At 61.1% G+C, this 19199-nt stretch carries 19 protein-coding genes; 6 read left to right on the top strand and 13 right to left on the bottom strand.

Translation table 11 applies throughout. The annotated features are described in order from the left end of the window. Positions 1 to 2: 2 nt before the first annotated feature. Positions 3 to 551 (bottom strand): NUDIX hydrolase, encoded by a 549-nt coding sequence (locus K7B09_RS10055; RefSeq protein WP_223629325.1) that lies wholly within the window; start codon positions 549 to 551, stop codon positions 3 to 5. Between the two features lie 149 nt (positions 552 to 700). Here K7B09_RS10055 and K7B09_RS10050 point away from each other — a divergent pair, with 149 nt between their 5' ends. The 5 genes from K7B09_RS10050 (at position 701) to mtnC (ending at position 5002) form a co-directional block, all read left to right on the top strand. Next, positions 701 to 2233 (top strand): amino acid permease, encoded by a 1533-nt coding sequence (locus K7B09_RS10050; protein ID WP_223629324.1) that lies wholly within the window; start codon positions 701 to 703, stop codon positions 2231 to 2233. 74 nt (positions 2234 to 2307) lie between these two features. Continuing rightward, the gene (locus K7B09_RS10045; protein WP_223629323.1) at positions 2308 to 2985 is read left to right on the top strand and encodes a class II aldolase/adducin family protein; all 678 of its coding nucleotides are present in this window, start codon (positions 2308 to 2310) and stop codon (positions 2983 to 2985) included. A gap of 62 nt (positions 2986 to 3047) precedes the next feature. Beyond that, positions 3048 to 3686, top strand: a complete 639-nt coding sequence (locus K7B09_RS10040; protein WP_223629322.1) for a methylthioribulose 1-phosphate dehydratase — start codon at positions 3048 to 3050, stop codon at positions 3684 to 3686. A 10-nt stretch (positions 3687 to 3696) separates the two neighbouring features. Beyond that, positions 3697 to 4239 carry a 1,2-dihydroxy-3-keto-5-methylthiopentene dioxygenase gene (locus K7B09_RS10035; protein ID WP_223629321.1) on the top strand — a complete coding sequence of 181 codons (543 nt, stop codon included), beginning with the start codon at positions 3697 to 3699 and terminating at the stop codon, positions 4237 to 4239. A gap of 13 nt (positions 4240 to 4252) precedes the next feature. Further along, positions 4253 to 5002: an acireductone synthase gene (mtnC, locus tag K7B09_RS10030; RefSeq protein ID WP_223629320.1), complete on the top strand. Its 750-nt coding sequence runs from the start codon at positions 4253 to 4255 to the stop codon at positions 5000 to 5002. Here mtnC and K7B09_RS10025 read toward each other — a convergent pair. After that, positions 4978 to 6330 carry a calcineurin-like phosphoesterase C-terminal domain-containing protein gene (locus K7B09_RS10025; RefSeq protein ID WP_223629319.1) on the bottom strand — a complete coding sequence of 451 codons (1353 nt, stop codon included), beginning with the start codon at positions 6328 to 6330 and terminating at the stop codon, positions 4978 to 4980. The genes mtnC and K7B09_RS10025 overlap by 25 nt on opposite strands. Before the next feature lie 147 nt (positions 6331 to 6477). Here K7B09_RS10025 and K7B09_RS10020 point away from each other — a divergent pair, with 147 nt between their 5' ends. After that, positions 6478 to 8238, top strand: a complete 1761-nt coding sequence (locus tag K7B09_RS10020; protein WP_223629318.1) for a sensor domain-containing diguanylate cyclase — start codon at positions 6478 to 6480, stop codon at positions 8236 to 8238. Positions 8239 to 8240: 2 nt separating this feature from the next. Here the strand turns inward: K7B09_RS10020 and hisIE are convergent, their stop codons facing one another. The 11 genes from hisIE to hisS all read right to left on the bottom strand — a co-directional run bounded on the left by hisIE (position 8241) and on the right by hisS (position 19161). Further along, on the bottom strand, positions 8241 to 8846 hold the full coding sequence (hisIE, locus tag K7B09_RS10015; protein WP_223629317.1) for a bifunctional phosphoribosyl-AMP cyclohydrolase/phosphoribosyl-ATP diphosphatase HisIE: 606 nt from the start codon (positions 8844 to 8846) through the stop codon (positions 8241 to 8243). Beyond that, positions 8843 to 9613: an imidazole glycerol phosphate synthase subunit HisF gene (gene hisF / locus K7B09_RS10010; protein WP_223629316.1), complete on the bottom strand. Its 771-nt coding sequence runs from the start codon at positions 9611 to 9613 to the stop codon at positions 8843 to 8845. The genes hisIE and hisF overlap by 4 nt, the downstream gene beginning before the upstream one ends. Continuing rightward, entirely contained in the window at positions 9607 to 10341 is a 735-nt protein-coding gene (hisA, locus tag K7B09_RS10005; protein ID WP_223629315.1) for a 1-(5-phosphoribosyl)-5-[(5-phosphoribosylamino)methylideneamino]imidazole-4-carboxamide isomerase, read from the bottom strand. The genes hisF and hisA overlap by 7 nt, the downstream gene beginning before the upstream one ends. Next, positions 10338 to 10937 carry an imidazole glycerol phosphate synthase subunit HisH gene (hisH, locus tag K7B09_RS10000; RefSeq protein ID WP_223629314.1) on the bottom strand — a complete coding sequence of 200 codons (600 nt, stop codon included), beginning with the start codon at positions 10935 to 10937 and terminating at the stop codon, positions 10338 to 10340. Before hisH ends, hisA begins: the two co-directional genes overlap by 4 nt. After that, a complete protein-coding gene (gene hisB / locus K7B09_RS09995) occupies positions 10934 to 12007 on the bottom strand; it encodes a bifunctional histidinol-phosphatase/imidazoleglycerol-phosphate dehydratase HisB (protein WP_223629347.1) in 1074 nt (357 codons plus the stop codon). The genes hisH and hisB overlap by 4 nt, the downstream gene beginning before the upstream one ends. 2 nt (positions 12008 to 12009) lie before the next feature. Further along, on the bottom strand, positions 12010 to 13098 hold the full coding sequence (gene hisC / locus K7B09_RS09990) for a histidinol-phosphate transaminase (RefSeq protein ID WP_223629313.1): 1089 nt from the start codon (positions 13096 to 13098) through the stop codon (positions 12010 to 12012). Then, the gene (gene hisD, locus K7B09_RS09985) at positions 13095 to 14393 is read right to left on the bottom strand and encodes a histidinol dehydrogenase (protein WP_223629312.1); all 1299 of its coding nucleotides are present in this window, start codon (positions 14391 to 14393) and stop codon (positions 13095 to 13097) included. The genes hisC and hisD overlap by 4 nt, the downstream gene beginning before the upstream one ends. Beyond that, positions 14390 to 15304: an ATP phosphoribosyltransferase gene (gene hisG / locus K7B09_RS09980; RefSeq protein WP_223629311.1), complete on the bottom strand. Its 915-nt coding sequence runs from the start codon at positions 15302 to 15304 to the stop codon at positions 14390 to 14392. The genes hisD and hisG overlap by 4 nt, the downstream gene beginning before the upstream one ends. Positions 15305 to 15314: 10 nt before the next feature. Beyond that, positions 15315 to 15644, bottom strand: a complete 330-nt coding sequence (locus K7B09_RS09975; RefSeq protein WP_223629310.1) for a YerC/YecD family TrpR-related protein — start codon at positions 15642 to 15644, stop codon at positions 15315 to 15317. Between the two features lie 242 nt (positions 15645 to 15886). After that, positions 15887 to 17782 (bottom strand): HAL/PAL/TAL family ammonia-lyase, encoded by a 1896-nt coding sequence (locus K7B09_RS09970; protein WP_223629309.1) that lies wholly within the window; start codon positions 17780 to 17782, stop codon positions 15887 to 15889. Continuing rightward, positions 17779 to 19161 carry a histidine--tRNA ligase gene (gene hisS / locus K7B09_RS09965; RefSeq protein ID WP_223629308.1) on the bottom strand — a complete coding sequence of 461 codons (1383 nt, stop codon included), beginning with the start codon at positions 19159 to 19161 and terminating at the stop codon, positions 17779 to 17781. Before hisS ends, K7B09_RS09970 begins: the two co-directional genes overlap by 4 nt. Between the last annotated feature and the right edge of the window lie 38 nt (positions 19162 to 19199).

Raw genomic sequence — 19199 nt, 5'->3', positions numbered from 1 at the left:
GTTCAGGCCTCGGCTTGGCGGGCTAACCACTTGCCCGCCATGCGCCGCACCGACGGGTCGGCATCGGCATCCACGGCCAGCTCGGCAATGTCGCGCCATGCCAAATCCAGTGATTCCTCACTGATGGTGTACGCCTCATCCGTGCCTGCGCGCACGATAAACCGTACATCGTAATGCCAGTGCTCTGGCACCGTTTTGTGGATCGGGATGCGGTGGCGGTCCAGATCAAAAATGGCCGGCTCGACACGCAGCCCGGTCAGTCCGGATTCTTCTTCGGCTTCACGCAATGCCGCCGCGCTCAAATCACGCTGGCCATCAGCATGCCCACCCAGTTGCAGCCACAGCCCCAGCTTGCGATGGTGGGTCAACAGCACGCGTGCGCCGTCTGCGCTGACCAGCCAGCACGAGGCGGTGAAATGCCCCGCCAGGCGTTCGCGCAGGAACGGGTTCTCGGCATCCTCCAGCAGCGTGTGGAACAGCGCCACGGTGGCGGCTTCCTGCGGCCAGCGTGCGGCATAGGTGGTCAAGGCGCTGGCAAGTTCGGCGTCCATGCAACACAGGTTCCCGATGACTGAATACGTCTATTATCGCCTGCCATGACCACTAGCGCTTGTGCTGAATGGCCATGACCGTATAAGGTCGGCGGCTTGCGGCGAGCTGGGGCTTGCTGCCCATTCACCATCCACCGGGGAGTCACCTGATGCTGTTCCAGCGCGTCAAGCCGCTTGACAAGATTCTTGAAACTGCCGAGAAAAAGGCACTCACACGCCAACTCGGTGCCTTCCAACTCACCATGCTGGGTATCGGCGCGATTATTGGCACCGGCATCTTCGTGCTGACCGCCGAAGCTGGCCAGAAAGCCGGCCCAGCCATGATGGTGGCGTTCGTGATTGCCGCCGTGGTGTGCGCACTTGCCGCACTGGCGTATTCCGAATTGGCCTCGATGGTGCCGGTGGCCGGCTCTGCCTATACCTACACCTATGCCGTGATGGGTGAAGCCATCGCTTGGACAGTGGGTTGGGCACTGGTGCTGGAATATGCGGTGGCGGCCGGCGCGGTGGCGGTGGGCTGGTCCGGCTATATGAACGGGTTATTGGCCAGTGCTGGCATTGAATTACCCACCGCACTCAAAACCGGGCCGATGGATGGCGGTGCTTTCAACGTGTTGGCATTCACCATCTCACTGGTGATTACCGGCCTGCTGGTGCTGGGCACCTCCAAATCTGCCAAGGTCAATGCGTTCCTGGTGTTGATCAAGGTCATCGCACTGACTGCCTTCATCTTCATCGCAGTCCCGACGGCCAAGGACGTGAACTTCCAACCGTTCTTCCCCACTGGCTGGGGCAGCCCGCTGGGTGGCGTCGGCGTGCTGGGGGCTGCGGCGTCAATTTTCTTCGCCTATGTCGGCTTCGATGCGGTGTCCACCGCTGCGGAAGAAACCAAGAACCCCAACCGCAACATTCCGATCGGCCTGATCGGCTCGCTGCTGGTGTGCACCGTGTTCTACATGCTGGTGGGCTACGGCGCGGTGGGTTCCATTGGCTCGCAACCGATGATCGTCAACGGCATCGCCTTGCACCCGGGCACCCCGGAAATGGCCGCCGCTTGCGCCGGCTCGGACGCGCTGGTGTGCAGCAAGGAGCCGTTGGCGCATGTATTGAAGATGATCGGCTTTGCCAAAGTCGGCAACCTGATTGGCCTTGCCGCAGCCATCGCACTGCCATCGGTGGTGCTGATGATGATCTACGGCCAGACCCGCATCTTCTTCACCATGTCGCGCGACGGCCTGCTGCCGGAAGCGCTGTCGAAGGTGCACCCGAAGTTCAAGACTCCGCACGTGGTCACCATGATCACCGGCGTGTTCGTGGCGCTGTTCGCCGCGATGTTCCCGGTGGGCATCCTGGCCGACATCTCCAACTCCGGCACCTTGTTTGCGTTCATGGCGGTGGCTGCGGGTGTGTTGATCTTGCGCAAGCGCGAGCCCAACCGCCATCGCCCGTTCCGCACGCCGATGGCGTGGGTGGTGTGCCCGCTGGCGATTGCCGGCTGCTTGCTGCTGTTCTTGAACCTGTCGATGTATACCATCGGTATGTTCTTCGGCTGGGCCATCATCGGCTTGATCGTGTACGCGCTGTATGGCTATCGCAAGAGTGAATTGGCACGTGGCGTGGATCACCCGAACGCGCCGAAGATGGATGCAGAACCGCCGTTCCACGAAGGCCCGCAGGCATGATTGCGTAGGCTAGCGTCACCAAAAACCCGGCTTCGGCCGGGTTTTTGGTGACGGCCTTCCGTTATGCTTTGCGCATGCCCAATACGCATCATTTGCACGACCACGAACGCGCCGCCCGCCAGTCGCTGATTGACCACTGCCGGGCGATGAATGCCAGCGGGTTGTCGCTGAACAAATCCGGCAATGCCAGCATCCGCTGGCGCGATGGCTTACTCATTACCCCCACCGGGCGCAGCTACGACCGTTTGCTTCCCGAGGACATCGTGTTTCTGCACGCCGATGGCCAGTGCCCACCGGGGCAGTTGTTGCCTTCCAGCGAATGGCGCTTCCACTGTGACATCCTGCAAGCCTTTCCCGACATGAACGCGGTGGTGCACGTGCATTCCACCCACGCCACCGCACTGGCCTGTTTGGGCGAAGAAATTCCGGCCTTCCATTACATGGTGGCGGTGGCCGGTGGTGACCGTATCCCCTGCACCGACTACGCCACCTTCGGCACGCCAGAGTTGTCGGCCAGCATCATGCAGGCGCTGCAGGGCGGCCTGCGTGCATGCTTGATGGGCAACCACGGTCAGGTCAGCACCGGCATCAGCCTGTCAGCCGCCTATGCACTGGCCGAGGAAGTGGAGAATCTGGCGCGCCAATATCTGCTGGCGCGCTCGCTGGGCCACACCCGCAATCTATCTGCCGAAGAAATGGCGGTGGTGGTGGAAAAGTTCAAGACCTACGGGCAACAAGCGCGGCCTGAATAATCGGCATGCCCGCCAAGCCGATGGGCATTCGGGATCGGGCCGGCACCGGCTAAACTGAGCACATGAACACACCTGCCTTCGACCACAATCTGTACGCCGGCTGTGCCGCGCAGATCATCACCCATACCCGCGAATTGGCTGCCAAGGGCTTTACCCCGGCCACTGCCGGCAATTTCTCCATCCGCATGGGGCCCGATCATGCCGCCATCACCATTTCCGGCAAGGACAAAGGCCGCCTGACCGAAGCCGACATCATGGTGGTCAACATGGGCAATGAGCCGGTGGCCACCCACCACCGGCCATCGGCGGAAGCCGCACTGCACACCCATTTGTATCGCAAGTTCCCGGATGTGGGCGCGGTACTGCACACCCACTCGCCCACGCAAACGATTGCCGGCTTGCTGTATGCCGAAACGGGCCATGTACCGCTGCGTGGCTACGAACTGTTCAAAGCCCTGCGCGGCCACGCCACCCACGAAACCAAAGTGGATTTGCCGGTAGTGCCCAATTCGCAGGATATGGACACGCTGACTGCCAGCGTGGATGCCGTGCTCACCCAACCCAACCAATGGGGGTATCTGATCGCCGGGCACGGGCTGTACGCCTGGGGTCGCGACATCAGCGAAGCGCGCCGGCATCTGGATGCGTTTGAATTCATGCTCGGTTGCGAGCTGGAAATGCGCCGACTGGGCGCGCGCTAAAGGAATCCTGATGAGCCGTCTTCGCATCTTTCACGACAACGACCCGCACGCCCCAACGCACACTCTGCATGCACACGCCGACATCGCCGATGCCCTGAAGCATATCGGGGTGGCGTTCGAGCAATGGCAACCCGCGCATCCGGTGACTCCCGGTGATCCTGCCGAGGCCATCATGGCCGCCTACCAGTCCGATATCGACCGACTGGTAGCCGCACGCGGCTTCAAAAGTGTGGATGTGGTCAGCATCGCACCCGACAACCCCAACCGCGAAGCGATGCGCGCCAAGTTCCTGGACGAACATGCGCACAAGGAAGACGAAGTGCGCTTCTTCGTGGCCGGCAGCGGCCAGTTCAATTTGCACGTGGGCGGCAAGGTCTATGAAGTGCTGTGCGAAGCCGGTGATCTGATTTCCGTTCCCGATGGCGCAACGCATTGGTTTGATATGGGCCCGCAGCCCAGTTTCGTGGCGATTCGTTTTTTCACCGAACCGGATGGCTGGGTGGGGTATTTCACCGGCAGCGATATCGCGTTGCGGTTTCCACGGTATGCGTAATCCTGCGTCTGCCATGACCACCATCCTTACCGATATCGAAGGCACCACCTCCAGTATTTCCTTCGTCAAGGACGTGCTGTTTCCGTATGCGCGCGCGGCCCTGCCCGGCTTTGTGCGCGAACATGGGCATGCGGCCGAGGTGCGCCGCTGGCTGGATCAAGTGGCCATCGAAATCTCGGCCAGCGCCTGCCAGGACGCGGTGATCGTGGAAACCCTGCAAGGCTGGATTGATACCGATCGCAAACACACTGCGCTGAAAGCGCTGCAAGGCATGGTCTGGGCGGCTGGCTATCAGGACGGTGATTTCACCGCGCCGCTGTACCCGGATGTTGCCCCGGCACTACGCCAGTGGCATGCAGCGGGGCATCGGCTGGCGGTGTATTCCTCGGGCTCGGTGCCGGCGCAAAAATTATTGTTTGCGCACACCGATTCGGGCGATCTGGTCTCACTGTTTTCTGCTTTTTTTGATACCGAAGTCGGCGGCAAACGCGATGTGACCAGCTACACCACGATTGCCGCGCATTTGCAGCAAGCGCCTAGCGACATTCTATTTTTATCGGATGTGGTGCAAGAGCTCGACGCCGCCCGCGACGCCGGCCTGCGCACGGTATTGCTGGACCGCCGCAACGACTACCCGCAGCCGCGTTCGGGGGATGCCGCCAATGGCCATCTGCGGGTCGAATCGTTTGCGCAGATAAATCCGCTGCAGGCGCACACCGCAGGGATGTGGCCGATCACTCAGGGTGAGTCCAGCAGCGTATAACGCGTGGTCGCCGTCACCACACCGCGCCAACGGTCGAAGGCACGCACTTCCACTTGATGCACGCCCGCAGCGAGTTTGGTGGGCAATGCGCCACGCCATAAATGCGGAGACACCGCCGCTTCCGGCGAACGATCAAAGCCACGCAACACCGTGGTTTGATCGTCGCGCATGTTTTCCTCGGTCAATGCCGGATCCGGCAGCAGCACTTTTTTCATCGGCATCCACGCGCCGTCATCCACACGGAACTCCAGCCTGGAGTCGTTATCACCCATGTAGAAATTGGCAAATACGCCCCATGCCGGATACGCGCCGCGACGCAGCACTTTGGGTGCATGCAGGCCGATTTGCGTATTTGGCGCGTGATGTGCCGGTTGCCATGCCAATGCGTATTCGCCCGCAGGTTTCACCGTGAGTACGGCGTAGCCATTGGGCGTGCCATCGTCCATGCGCGCATCGGGCAAGCCTTCGGCATCTTTGGCCCCCGACCAGTACGAGCCACAGGCCGCACCCAAGTTGAATTCATGCAGCGGGCTTGCACCCAACCAACCATCCGCCGCCGTGTGAAAGACGTGGCGCTGATTATGGCTGTGCGCACTCAACACCAACACGTGCGGGAAGGGGGCCAGCAAGGCAAACAAGCGCGCACGATCAGTCGCGCGAAAGTTCTTCTTGTCCACCTCATCAAACAGCGGGATGTGCATGGCCAAGACCAGCAGCTTGTCTTTGTCCAAAGTGGGCAAATAGCGCTGCAAGAAAGCATATTGGTCTTCGCGGAAGCCGCCGATATACGCAGGCTTCTGTCCGGGCAGGGTGATGACATCATCCAGCACCACAAAATTGGCCAACGGCGTTTGCCGGGCGCGGGTATCGGCACCGTACACACGATGGAACGCGGCAAGCGCTGTCGCATCGCTGCTCGCGCCGGGATCAATGTCATGGTTCCCGGGCGCGTATAGCCACGGCACGCCCAAGATTTCCGTCACCTGCTTGACGGTGGGCAGCAACGCCGGCACATCGTCCACCAGATCGCCCAAGGTGAGTCCCAGCGTGGCCGGGATGCGCCCGTGGATGGGCTGCACGATGTCGCGGCGGAAATAATCCACGTCCGACTCTGACTTGACCTGCGGGTCACCAAACACCAACACCTGCGCGGTGGGCCCGGCCGCGCCGGCGGGCACGCGGCGATAGTCGAGACAGCCCGCGCCGCGCCAGCCATCGGCATGCGGCAGCGCCTGTGGGGCTTCCACATCAACCGGAACACAGGACACCGTTTCCGCCTGTGCGACCGGCGCCAGCAACAGGAATCCCGCCAAGAATAGTTTATGCATTGCCTATTATGCGCAATCCGAATAGCCCTGCACTAGAATGCCGCCATGGGGATGGGTTATTCAACAATCGGGCGATACGCACGCTGGCGTGCTTGGGCAGTCCTGCTGCTGGCGCTGGCTGCATGTTTGTGTGCAACGCTTCCTGCAATGGCATCCGCCCCCCCAGCATTGCGCTTGGATGCTGGCGATAACAGTTTTCAATTGTCACCGGGTTTGCGCTACTGGCACGACCAGCATGCCAACGCCAGTCCTGAGCAAGCCTTTTCACAAGCGCAAACCGACGTATTTGCACCGTTGCCGGGAGGCAACCCCGCGTTCGGTTTTCAAACCGGTGCATACTGGTTTTACCTGCCAATCGAGAACATGCAGCGGGACGAACCGCGCTGGTTGCTGGTGCAGGAATACGCGCTGAGCGACCACTTGGACTTATACCTGCGCTACCCCGATGGGCATGTGGAGCATCAACAGGGCGGTGACCATGTGCCCTTCTACAACCGCTTCGTGCGTTTCCGGCATCCCAATTTCAGGATCGATTTGCCTGCCGGCACGCGGGTGGAATTGTTGCTGCGGGTGCAGAGCGAAAGCTCGATGCAGGTGCCATTGGTGTTATTCACGCCACAGGCCTTTGCCGAATTGATGCGCGATACCCAATTTGCCAATGGCCTGTATTACGGCATCGTGCTGGCATTGCTGTGCTACAACTTGGTGTTGTGGTTAATGCTGCGGGATAGCAGCTACTTCTGGTATTTGCTGCACACACTGGCGTTCGGGCTGGTGTTGTTCACTTTGAACGGCTACGGGTTTGAGTACCTTTGGCCCACCTCGGCGTGGTTGGCCGATGCCGCGGTCCCCATCTCCATCTGCCTGGCCTTGATGGGCATGCAGATGTTCTCGCGCAGCTTTTTGGATCTGCAAGCACGCTGGCCCGCCGGCAACATCGCGTGTTTGGTAATGGTGGGGGTGTTCGGTGCGATGGGTGTGGCATCGATTTGGCTGCCGTACAGTACCGCGACGCCGATAGTCTCGCGTGCAGTGTTGCTGGGGATCGCGTGGATCATCACTGCTTCAGTGGTGATGTTGTTGCGAGGCTACAAGCCCGCCCGCCTGTTCTTGCTGGCATGGTCGATGTTCCTGATCGGCACCACCGCGTTCACCCTGCTCGCCTTCGCCATCTTGCCGCAAAGTTTCTGGACCCAGTACGGCGTGCAGATTGGTTCGGCATTGGAATTGTTGCTGCTGTCACTGGCACTGGGGCACCGCTACGCCGGGCTGCGTAACGCCAATATCCGACTGGTGCAAGATGCCAACGAACGACTGGAGCGCGGGCTGATCGATCGCACCCGTGAATTGCGCACAACCTTGGCACAATTGGGTGAGGCCAACGTCAAGTTGCAAGAGTTCAGCCGACGTGACCCGCTGACAGGGGCATACAACCGTCGCCACTTCCATGAAGCACTGACCAAAGCCCTGGACACCAGCGGCAACAAACATAAATCACAAGCCCTGCTGTTGCTGGATATCGACCACTTCAAGCGCATCAATGACCAATACGGCCATTTGGTCGGCGATGATTGCTTGAAATCGATTTCACGCAGTATCAATGAAATTGCGCAAACCTTGAACGGTTTGGCGGCGCGCTACGGTGGCGAGGAGTTTGTGTTGCTACTGCCAGGCACTGATGCCCGCATGGCGCTGCAAACTGCCGAAACCGTGCGCTTGCGCATCCAGCAAACCATCATCCACAGTCACGGCCACGTGATTCAACTCAGTGCCAGTATTGGTGTGCACACGATTGGCGTGCAGCAAGACATCCTGCCAGACGAGGCGATCCGCTTGGCCGATGAAGCCCTGTATCGGGCCAAACATGATGGCCGCAACTGTGTGCGGCATTCGATCAGCGTGGCTTGAACTCAACCACGCCTTGTTGCGAGTATCTGTTTGGCATCTTGTAGCGACAAGCCACGTGCGCGCAGCAAAACGGTCAGGTGATACAGCAAATCCGCCGCCTCACCCAGCAAGGCCACGTCGTCTTGCGCTACCGCAGCCAACGCGGTTTCCACGCCTTCTTCGCCGACCTTCTGCGCGATACGGCGAATGCCAGACTCAAGCAATTGGGTGGTATAGCTGCCAGCGGGCCGCTCACGTTCGCGCTGAGCGATCAGCGCATCCAGCGCCATCAAGTCATCAGCGGGGGCATCGGCAAAACAACTGGCGCGCTCAAGGTGACAGGTGGCACCGTGCGGATGCGCTTGCACCAGCAGGGTATCGGCATCGCAATCAGCCGCAATCGACACCACGTCCAATACATGGCCGGAGGTCTCTCCCTTCATCCACAAGCGTTGTTTGCTGCGGCTGAAAAATGTCACCCGCCCACTGGCCAGGGTGGCGGCCAGCGCATCCTTGTTCATATAGCCCAGCATCAATACGCGCAGGGTGGTGGCGTCTTGCACGATGATGGGCAACAGGCCGTTTTGTTTGTCCCAGGCCAAGGTTTCGATGTCGATCAACGTACTCACAAACGCACCTCGACGCCCTGCCCGCGCAGGCATTGTTTGAGTTCTGGAATAGCAATTGCGCCGGAGTGAAACACGCTGGCGGCGAGTGCGCCATCCACATCCGCTTGCTGGAATACATCGGCAAAGTGCACAGCCGTGCCAGCACCACCCGAGGCCACCAATGGCACGCTGCACAGCTCACGCACAGCGCGCAGTTGTTCGATGTCATAGCCACTGCGCACGCCGTCGCTACCCATGCAATTGAGCACGATCTCGCCGGCACCCAACTGCTGCGCCTGGTGCACCCAATCCAATGTGGTCTTGTCGGGCGCACGCATCGCCTGCGGGTTGCCGGTATGGCTGCGCACGCGCCATTGCCCATCGGCTTCGCGCACTGAATCAATGCCCACCACCACGCACTGCACACCAAAGGCATCGGCCAATTCCGCGATCAATTGCGGACGCTCCAACGCAGGGGTGTTGATCGACACTTTATCGGCCCCGGCAAACAGCACCGCACGCGCATCCCCGACACTGCGGATGCCACCGGCCACGCAAAACGGAATGTCGAGGATACGGGCGATGCGTTCCACCCAATCACGCGATACGCTGCGCCGTTCAGGGCTGGCTGCGATATCGTAGAACACCAACTCATCCGCACCGGCATCGCGGTAGCGCAGCGCCAATTCGACGATATCGCCCATATCGACATGGTCACGAAAGCGCACGCCCTTCACCACGCGGCCATCGCGCACATCCAGACACGGAATGATGCGGCGGCTCAACATGCCAGTGCTTCCGGAAGTTGCAGATTGCCAACCAGCAATGCCTTGCCCAACACGATGCCGGCACAACCTGCGGCACGCGTCGCCATCACATCCTGCGTATTACGTGCACCGCCACTGGCCTGGATGGCAAGCGCTGGATGTGCGGCACGCAGACGTTGATACAGCGCGATATTCGGCCCCGACAACATGCCATCACGGGCGATGTCGGTACACAACAAATGGCGCAAACCCGATTCGGCATAGCGCGCCGCCAAGGTATCCAGCATGTCGTTCGCTGTTTGTGTCCAGCCATGCACGGGCAAGCGCCATTCGCCGCTGTCGTCCTGCCGTGTATCCAGAGCAATGGTCAACGCATCGCCGCCAAACGCCGATAACCAATCCAGTACCAAGGCAGGCTCCCGTACCGCCAGCGAGCCCACCACCACGCGCTGTGCACCTGCACTCAGCAGTTGTTGCACATCTTCGCGACAGCGCACGCCGCCGCCGGTTTGCACCTGCAACCCCGTGGTCTGACAGATCGATTGCAATAACGGCTGCAAGGTATAGCCGCCAGCTTTGGCAGCATCCAGATCCACCAGGTGCAGCCACCGCGCACCGGCATCCGCATAGCGCTGGGCCAGCGCAAGCGGATCATCGGCATAGCGCGTCTCCTCTGCATAATCGCCCTGCCGCAAGCGCACCACGCGCCCAGCGCGTACATCGATGGCGGGATACACGGTAAAGCTCATGCCCCACTCCATTGCAGGAAATTCGACAACAAGCGCGCACCCGCAACGCCGGAACGTTCGGGATGAAATTGCATGCCCGCCACCTTGCCACGCTGCACCACCGCCGCAAACGCGGCCCCATGCGTACAACTGGCGATGCAGGCATCGGTGACCGGCGCGGCATAGCCATGCACGAAGTACACACTCGCCTCACCCACACCCTCCAGCAGCGGCGAGGCGCGCAATGGCTGCAAAACATTCCACCCCATATGCGGCACCCGCAACCCCGCATCAGCTTGCAGTTTTCGCACCCGCCCCGGCAACACACCAAGGCAGTTCACGTCGCCTTCGTCGGAAGCCTCAAACAGCAATTGCATGCCCAAACAGATGCCGAGCAACGGCACCGCAAGTGTGGGCAGGACATCGGCAAAGCCGCGTTCGCGCAACAGCCGCATCGCCGGCGCCGCCGCGCCCACACCGGGCAAGATCACCCGTGTTGCGGCACGCAGGCCATCGGCATCGCGCACGATGCGCGGCTGCACGCCCAATCGCTCCAGCGCGTAGCAGACCGAGCCGAAATTGGCCCCGCCCGCATCAATGACAGCCACGGCAGTCACAGCACGCCCTTGGTCGAAGGCAGGTCTGCGCCTTCACGCCTGATCGCTTGCCGCAATGCACGTGCCAAGGCTTTGAAGCACGCCTCGATCTGGTGGTGATCGTTATCGCCGGTCACACTGAGGTTGAGGTTCAACCCTGCGGCATCACACAACGACCGGAAGAAATGCGGCACCAATTCGGTGGGCAGATCACCTACGCGCTCGCGCTTGAAGTGTGCAGTGAACACGCAATACGGGCGGCCGGAGAAATCCAGCGCGGCCTGCGCCAGACATTCGTCCATCGGCAATGTAAACCCATAACGCGTGATGCCGCGTTTATCGCCCAAAGCCTCACGCAGGGCCTGTCCCAGGGTCAGCGCCGTATCTTCCACCGTGTGGTGCTCGTCAATGTGCAAATCGCCATCACAGCGGATGGATAACGCAACGCCACCGTGCTTGCCGATCTGCTCCAGCATGTGGTCGAAGAACGCCAGCCCGGTGGCAATCTTCGGTTCGGCCACGCGATCCAGATCAATCTCGACCTGAACCCTGGTTTCCTTGGTATTGCGCACCACGCTGGCACGGCGCGGCGCATCGGCCAGTGCATGCGCAATTCCGGCCCAATCCCATTGCCCGCCAAATTGCGCGGTCTTCAGCTGGAAGCCGCGAATGTTCATGTTCTCGGCAAATTGGATATCGGTCATACGGTCGCCTACCATCGCGCTGCGTGACCAATCAACCGTGCGGTCTTGCAGATAGCCCAACAGCATGCCGACACCGGGTTTACGGTTGGGAGTGTTGTCCTGCGGAAAACTGGTATCAATGAATTCATCACGAAACACGATGCCTTGGCTGGCAAAAATCTGCTTCATCAAGGCATGTGGGCCATCGAAATTTGCTTGCGGATAGGTGGCGCTACCCAACCCATCCTGGTTGCTGACAATGACAAACACATAGCCGGCATCGCGCAGTTTGAGCATGGCCGGAATCACGCCTTCCACGAAGCGCAATTTTTCATAGGCATCGATCTGGAAATCCTCTGGCTCCTCGATCAAGGTGCCATCGCGATCCACAAACAGGATTTTTTGCAGACTCATGCCGCCACCTCACGCACAGCTTCCAGTGCTGCCAATACTCGGCTGCATTCTTCTTGCGTGCCCACCGTGATCCGCAGTGCATCACCCAGTTGCGGCATGGCGCGCATATCGCGTACCACCACACCGGCAGCCAACAGCGCCGCGAACGCGGCATCGGTATCGACAAAGCGCACCAGCAAGAAATTACCTGCGGACGCATAGACCCGGCGCACAACCGGCAAGTGCAGCAAACCCGCCTGCAACTGCTGGCGTGCTTCACGCACCGTACCGATCCGGCTGGTTGTCGATGCCAATGCCTGCGGTGCCAATGCCGCAAGCGCAGCGGCGGCAACGGGTTGCGGCACCGGGTACGGCGCTTGGCAACGGCGCAGTGCATCGATCAGTTCACGCGATCCGATGACGCAGCCCACTCTTGCCGCCGCCAATGCATGCGCTTTCGACAAGGTACGCAGCACCGCGATATTGTCGTGCCCACTGAGCAATGCCGTGGCCGAGGGTGCATCGGCATACTCCAGATATGCCTCATCCACCACCACCATGCAACGGCCACGCAACCGCTGCGCCAGTGTGGCGATGGCCTCCAGGCTCAGCAATTCACCCGACGGATTGCCCGGCGAGCATAGGAACAGCAGGGTGGCGTTTTGCGTCAATGCAGCATCCCCCATTGCCGGCACATCCGCGCATAGGCCGGCATCACTGTCGACCAGTGGCACATCGATGATGCTTGCACCGTGCAACTTCGCGCACACCGCATACATGCCAAACACCGGTGTTGCGATAACGATGCGGCCCTGCCCCGGCGCGCAAAACGCGCGCACCAACAGGTCAATGGCCTCATCGCTGCCACGCCCAATCAAGAGCTGCTCCGGTGCCACCGCATACAACTGCGCCATGCACTCACGCAAGGCTTGCGGCTGCGGCTGCGGGTAGCGGCGCAAACGCGCATCGTCATCTGCAGCATTGGCCCATGCGGATTCGTTGGCATTGAGCCAGACCTCACCTTGCAGGCTGGCCGCGCGCGCCGACTGATAGCCTGCAAATGTGCGCAGGTCATCGCGCAGCAAGACATTCACGGTGGTCTTCATGCCGCCTGCTCCAGCCGCACTTCCACTGCCCGCGCATGGGCCTGCAAGCCTTCAGCGTACGCCAGCGTGACGGCACATGGCCCCGCATTGGCGAGACCCGTGCGGCTGGCGTCCTGCACGCTGATCGCCTTCTGGAAGCTTCCCACCGACAACCCGCTCCACGCCCGCGCGGCACCGCCCGTAGGCAGCACATGGTTGCTGCCGGAGCAGTAATCGCCCAAGGCTTCGGGTGTGTAGTCGCCAAGAAAAACACTGCCTGCGTTGCAAATCATATCCAGCCAAACGCGTGGTTCACGCACCGACAAAATCAAGTGCTCAGGTGCGTAGCGATTGCTGATCTTGATCGCCTGCGCGATGTCTTTCACCAAGACCAAACGCGAACGGCTTAAGGATTGTGCTGCGATATCAGCGCGTGGCAATTGCGCCAATTGCGCATCGACCTGTGTCGCCACGGCATCCAGCATGTCTACGCTATCGGTCAGCAGCAACACTTGCGAATCCGGCCCATGCTCGGCCTGCGAGAGCAGATCGGCCGCCACGAATGCGGGGTTCGCACCGGCATCGGCGATCACCAATACTTCCGATGGCCCCGCTGGCATGTCAATGGCAAGACCACCGGGACGCTGCGCCGCCTGCCGCTTGGCCTCATCCACCCACGCATTGCCGGGGCCGAATAGTTTGTCGCAGGCAGGTACCACTGGGGTGCCCAAAGCCATCGCCGCGATCGCCTGCGCGCCGCCGAGTTTGAATACACGCACGCCTGGGGCCTGTTGTGCAGCCAGCAACACTGCCGGATCTGCGCTGCCGTCCTTGCGCGGCGGTGTGCACAACACGATGTCCTTGCAGCCTGCCAAGCGTGCTGGAATGCTCAACATCAATGCCGTGGAGGGCAGCGGCGCGCTCCCGGCGGGGACATACAAGCCCACCCTCGGGATCGGTCGCTGGATGCGCTCGCAGCGCAGGCCAGGTGCGGTATCCACGGCATAGACACTAGCCATGCCGGCACGGTGAAAGGTTTCAATGCGGCCAGCGGCTTCGGCTATCGCCGCCTGTACGGTGGGGCTAACCTGCGCGAAGGCCGCCGAAAATTCTGCTGCACCCACTTCGAAATCTTGCAGCGCCACGCCATCAAATTGTTGCGTGTAATCACGCAAGGCGGCATCGCCGCGCATCGCCACTTCGGCAAAGATCGCCTGCACACCCTCGCGCAACGCATCCGATACCGCTTGCACCGGGCGCTGCAACACGGCCATGCGTGCGGCGTCATCCAACACATTCCAGTCCACGCGCTTCATGCCAGCATCCGTTCCACCGGCAACACCATCAAGCCGCGTGCGCCAGCGCGCTTGAGATCTTCCAGCCGCTGCCACGTCATCGCGCCGTGACACAGCGCCTGCAACGCCAAGGTATCCGCACCATCCACCGCACAGACCGTGGGCGGCTCGGCATCTGGCAACAATTGCAGCAGCTCGTTCATGGCCTCGCGCGGGGCCTGGAACATCAACAGTTTGCTATCGCGAATACGCAGCACGCCGTCCATCCGCCGCAGCAGCAAATCGGCCAGGTCGGCGCGGGCATCAGCGAAGGGGTGTGCGGGGCCGGCCAGTACCGCTTCGCTTTGTAAAATATCCAGCACTGGCTTGAGCTGATTGGCGGCAAGCGTGGCACCGCTGGATACCAGATCACAGATGGCATCGGCCTGCCCCAAACGCGGCGCGATTTCCACCGACCCGTTGAGCATCACGATGTCGGCCTGCACACCCTGCGTGCGCAGCCAAGCCCGCAGCTGGTTGGGATAGGTGGTGGCAATACGCTTGCCGGCAAGCTGGGTGGGGCTTTGCCAGTCCCAAACATCAGGCACCGCAATCGAAAGGCGGCAACCGCCAAACCCCAATGCGCGCCATTCGCGGAATGCGGCCGGCTTGCCGGATTCCTCACGCTCATTGATCAGCTCACGCAGGACATTGCGACCCACGATGCCAAGATCGCACACACCCTCGGCAATCAGGCCGGGGATGTCGTCATCGCGCACCAACAGCAGATCCACCGGCAGTGATTCGCCATAGCAAAACAGCTTGTCGCGACTTTCGCGCCAAGACAGCCCGGACGATGCCAGCAGTGCACGCGCCGGTTCACTCAGGCGACCGGATTTTTGAATGGCAATGCGCAAACGGTCACGCACGGCGGAATTGGCGACAGGGCTCATCGGAATGGCTTCAGTTGGTGTTGGAAACAGCGGGCAGTTGCAGACGGCGTGCGGCGGCTTGATAGCCGCCCGCGCCACGCTCGATGCAACGCGCTACCCGGCCAATCGTGGTGACGCTGACCTTGGTGCTGTCATGGATGTCGCGATACGGCTCGCCTTTCAGCAAATGCGGCACCACCCTCCAGCGGTCGCCCATCGCTTCCAGCTCTGCCGGCGTACACAGATCCTCCAGAAACGCCTGCACCTCTGCCGCCCCTTTCAGCTTCGACAGCACATGGGCCAGCGCTCCGATGGCAACCGCGGCGTCGTACTTCGGCAAGGGTTCGGGACGTTGCTTCATGGTGATTTCACCGGGCTGAGAAGTGTCTTTGCGCGTTACTACCTTAACGCATTAATGTAATAACGCGTTAGTACATTAATGCAACACTACCCTGATGTCAATGATAATGACGCGGTGCAAATTGCTGTTCGGATTGGTGCTGACAGCCACCATTCAAGCCCGCAGCAGGGAAATGCGGCAAAAGAAAACCGCCCCCTGAACATCAGGGGACGGTCATGTCTGCCTGCAGTCCTGAATCGCAATCAGCCGTGGCGCACCGCATCCAGAATGCTGCCATCCAGCACCATCGCGATGGCCGTGGCCACTTCACCATCCAGCGCACGATCGCGGTCGAGATAGGCAATCCGGGAGCGAATCGCAACATGGGCGGCGGCCACGGCCCTGCCCGGCTGGAATTCGCTGGCCTGTGCCAATTGCTCGCGCAGTGCATTTACCTCACTCAAAAACACGGCGCGGTCCGCACCTTCCGGCAGCGGCCCGCCGGCGACTTTGCTGGCGAAGCTTTCCGCATCGGACTGCTTGGCCAAATCGCGGGCAGCGTTGATCATGCCGCGACGCAAGTCCAGCGCTTGCGCGGCGGTGTACAGCTCCAGCGCCAACACCTTGCTCAGATCCCCCACCATCGCCAGCACATGGCGTGCTTCGTTGGCGCCCATCGACACATGGTCTTCGGCGTTGGCACTGGTGGGGATGGAGTACACCGAGGCCGGCATCGCACGACTGGCCAGATCATTGACGATGGCCGCTGCGGTGTACTGCACGATCATGTGCCCAGATTCGGTGCCGTCTTCGTTGCCGATCAGGAATGCGGGCAAGCCATCATTGGTGGACGGATCCACCAGTTTGTTGAGGCGGCGTTCGCTGATCGAAGCCAACACCGGGATGGCGGCTTTCACGTAACTCATCGCCAGCGCCAGCGGCATACCATGGAAATGGCCGGCGGAAATCACCTGCTCTTCCACATGCTTGGCATCGATCTTGTCAGGGAACACCAGCGGGTTATCGGTCAGCGCATTGAGCTCGATCTCCAGCACGCGCTTGGCTTGCTCCAGCGCATCGCGCACGGCACCGTGTACCTGCGGGGTACAGCGCAGTGAATAGCTATCCTGCGGCTGGTGTTTCTTGCCGCCACGAAACGGCAGGAAGCGTTGGTAGAACTTCTCGCGACCGTGGCGCTGCGACAGCGGTACCCAATCCCAACCGATATCGAAATTGAGTGCCTGTGCTTGCGCGGTGTGCCAACTGCCAGGCAACCATTGGCGGAATTTCGGCACCAAGTGATAGGCGATGTCGGACAGGGTGGAGCCTTCCAACAGGCGCAGCAGATTGGCCGCCACTTTCACCTGCCCCGGATGCGGGCGCAGTGCGTGGACTTCCGGCGCGAACGCGCCCAAGCGGCCGGCAAACGCATCAATGGTCATCGCGGCGGCAAGATCTGCGGTATCCAGCAAATCTTCCAACTGCTGCAACGCCAGCACACCGGTGGCCAGCATTTGCGCGGTGCCGTTGTTCAACGCCAAGCCTTCCTTGTACGACAACTCCACCGGCTGCAACTGTTTGCGCGCCAGCGCCTCGGCACCGGGCATGCGCACGCCATCGACAAACGCCTCGCCTCCGCCCAACAACACGATGGCCAAGTGCGAGAGCGGTGCCAGATCACCAGATGCACCCACCGAGCCCAGCTGCGGCACCACCGGCACGATGCCGGCATTGAGCAGATTGGCCAGCGCTTGCAGGGTTTGCACGCGAATGCCGGAATGCCCGCGCAACAAAGTGTTGATGCGAATGCACAACATCGCCCGCACCACCTCCGGCGCAAACGGTTCACCCACGCACACGGCATGGGTGATGATCAGATTGCGCTGCAATTCGATATGCGGCGATTGCCCGGACTTCACCGCACCCGGCAATTCATCGCGCAGGCGATGCGCGCCCAGCAGCTTGTCGGCATTGCTGCCAAAGCCGGTGGACACGCCATAGATCGGCTCCTGCTTGTCCACTTGCGCCGCCAGGAAATCGGCCGCGCGCGCCACCCGGACCAGGGCTGCGGCATCCAGCGCCACTGCTGCGCCATGCGCCACCGCCACCAACTGCGTGCGCGTCAGCGACAGGCCATCCAACCTGATGACATCACTCATGACCCCGTCCCTGCAGCGCCACGCAGCTGCTCACGCTCCACCAACAAGGCCGCCGCCAATTCGGCTTCGACCACTTCAAATTGCTCACCACGACGCAGGTCTTTCACCGCAACCACCCCGCGCGCGGCCTCATCATCGCCACGCATCACCACAAAGCGGATGCCGGCCTTGTCGGCATACTGCATTTGCTTGGCCAACTTGCGCGGCTCGAGTTGGGTTTCCACGTTCAACCCCGCCGCACGCAATCGCTGCGACAGCGCCAGTGCATGATCCAGTCCAGCATCATCCAGCAACGCCATCAGCACATCGACCGAACTGTCTGCAGTGCCCACCAACCCGGCCTCGCGCAGCTGATGGAACAGCCGGGTCAGGCCAATCGAAATCCCCACACCCGGCAATTTCGACTTGCTGTAATGACTGGCCAAGTTGTCGTAGCGCCCGCCCGAGCAGATTGAACCGATCTGCGGATACGCATCGAGGGTGGTTTCGTACACCACGCCGGTGTAGTAATCCAGCCCGCGTGCGATCGACAGATTCAATGCATAGCGCGACTCGTTCACGCCCAAGGCGTGCAGCTGCGACAAGATCCCGCGCAAGGCCTCGCGCCCCTCTTCGAACAACGGTGTGCCGCTGCCCAACGCATCCAGCTTGGCCAAGGCATCCGCATGACTGCTGGACCGCACCTGCGAGAATGCCATCAATTTGTCGATCACCTCCGACGCCAGCGCAAAACCCTCGCCTGCCAGCGTTTCACGCACAGCATCGACACCGCGCTTGTCGAGCTTGTCCAGTTCGCGCAGCACCAACAATTGCGCCTCGCCTTCAATGCCCAGTCCTTCGAAATACCCGCGCAGCAACTTGCGATGGTTGAACTGGATGGTGAACTCACCGATGGACAATCGCTCGAATACCGCCGCGATGACCGCCGGAATTTCGGCATCAAACCGTGGCGACAGCTCATCCTTGCCGATCACGTCGATATCGCATTGGTAGAACTCGCGAAACCGCCCGCGCTGCGCCCGCTCGCCGCGATACACGCGCTGCATCTGGTAGCGGCGGAACGGAAATGCCAATTCGCGCTCGTGCTCGGCCACATAGCGCGCCAGCGGCACGGTCAGATCGAAGCGCAGGGCCAGCTCGGGCAACCCCTCCGCGGCACGGTCGAGCGCGCCGGTGGATTGCACGAAATACACCTGGCGCTCGGTTTCGCCGCCGGATTTGGTCAGCAACACCTCCGACAACTCCATCACCGGCGTCTCCACCGGCAGGAAACCAAAACGCTCGAAGGTCTGGCGAATCGTGTCCAGCATGCGCTGGAACGCGATCTGGTCGCGGGGCAACAGTTCCATCACCCCTGGCGGGGTACGTGGCTTGATCACGGTGGGGGCTCCGGGGATACGGAAAACCACTAGTTTAA

Source organism: Thermomonas beijingensis, assembly GCF_020034655.1.
Taxonomy (GTDB): domain Bacteria; phylum Pseudomonadota; class Gammaproteobacteria; order Xanthomonadales; family Xanthomonadaceae; genus Thermomonas; species Thermomonas beijingensis.
Note: the sequence above shows the minus strand (reverse complement) of the source record. Positions and strands in the feature narration are given on the sequence as shown.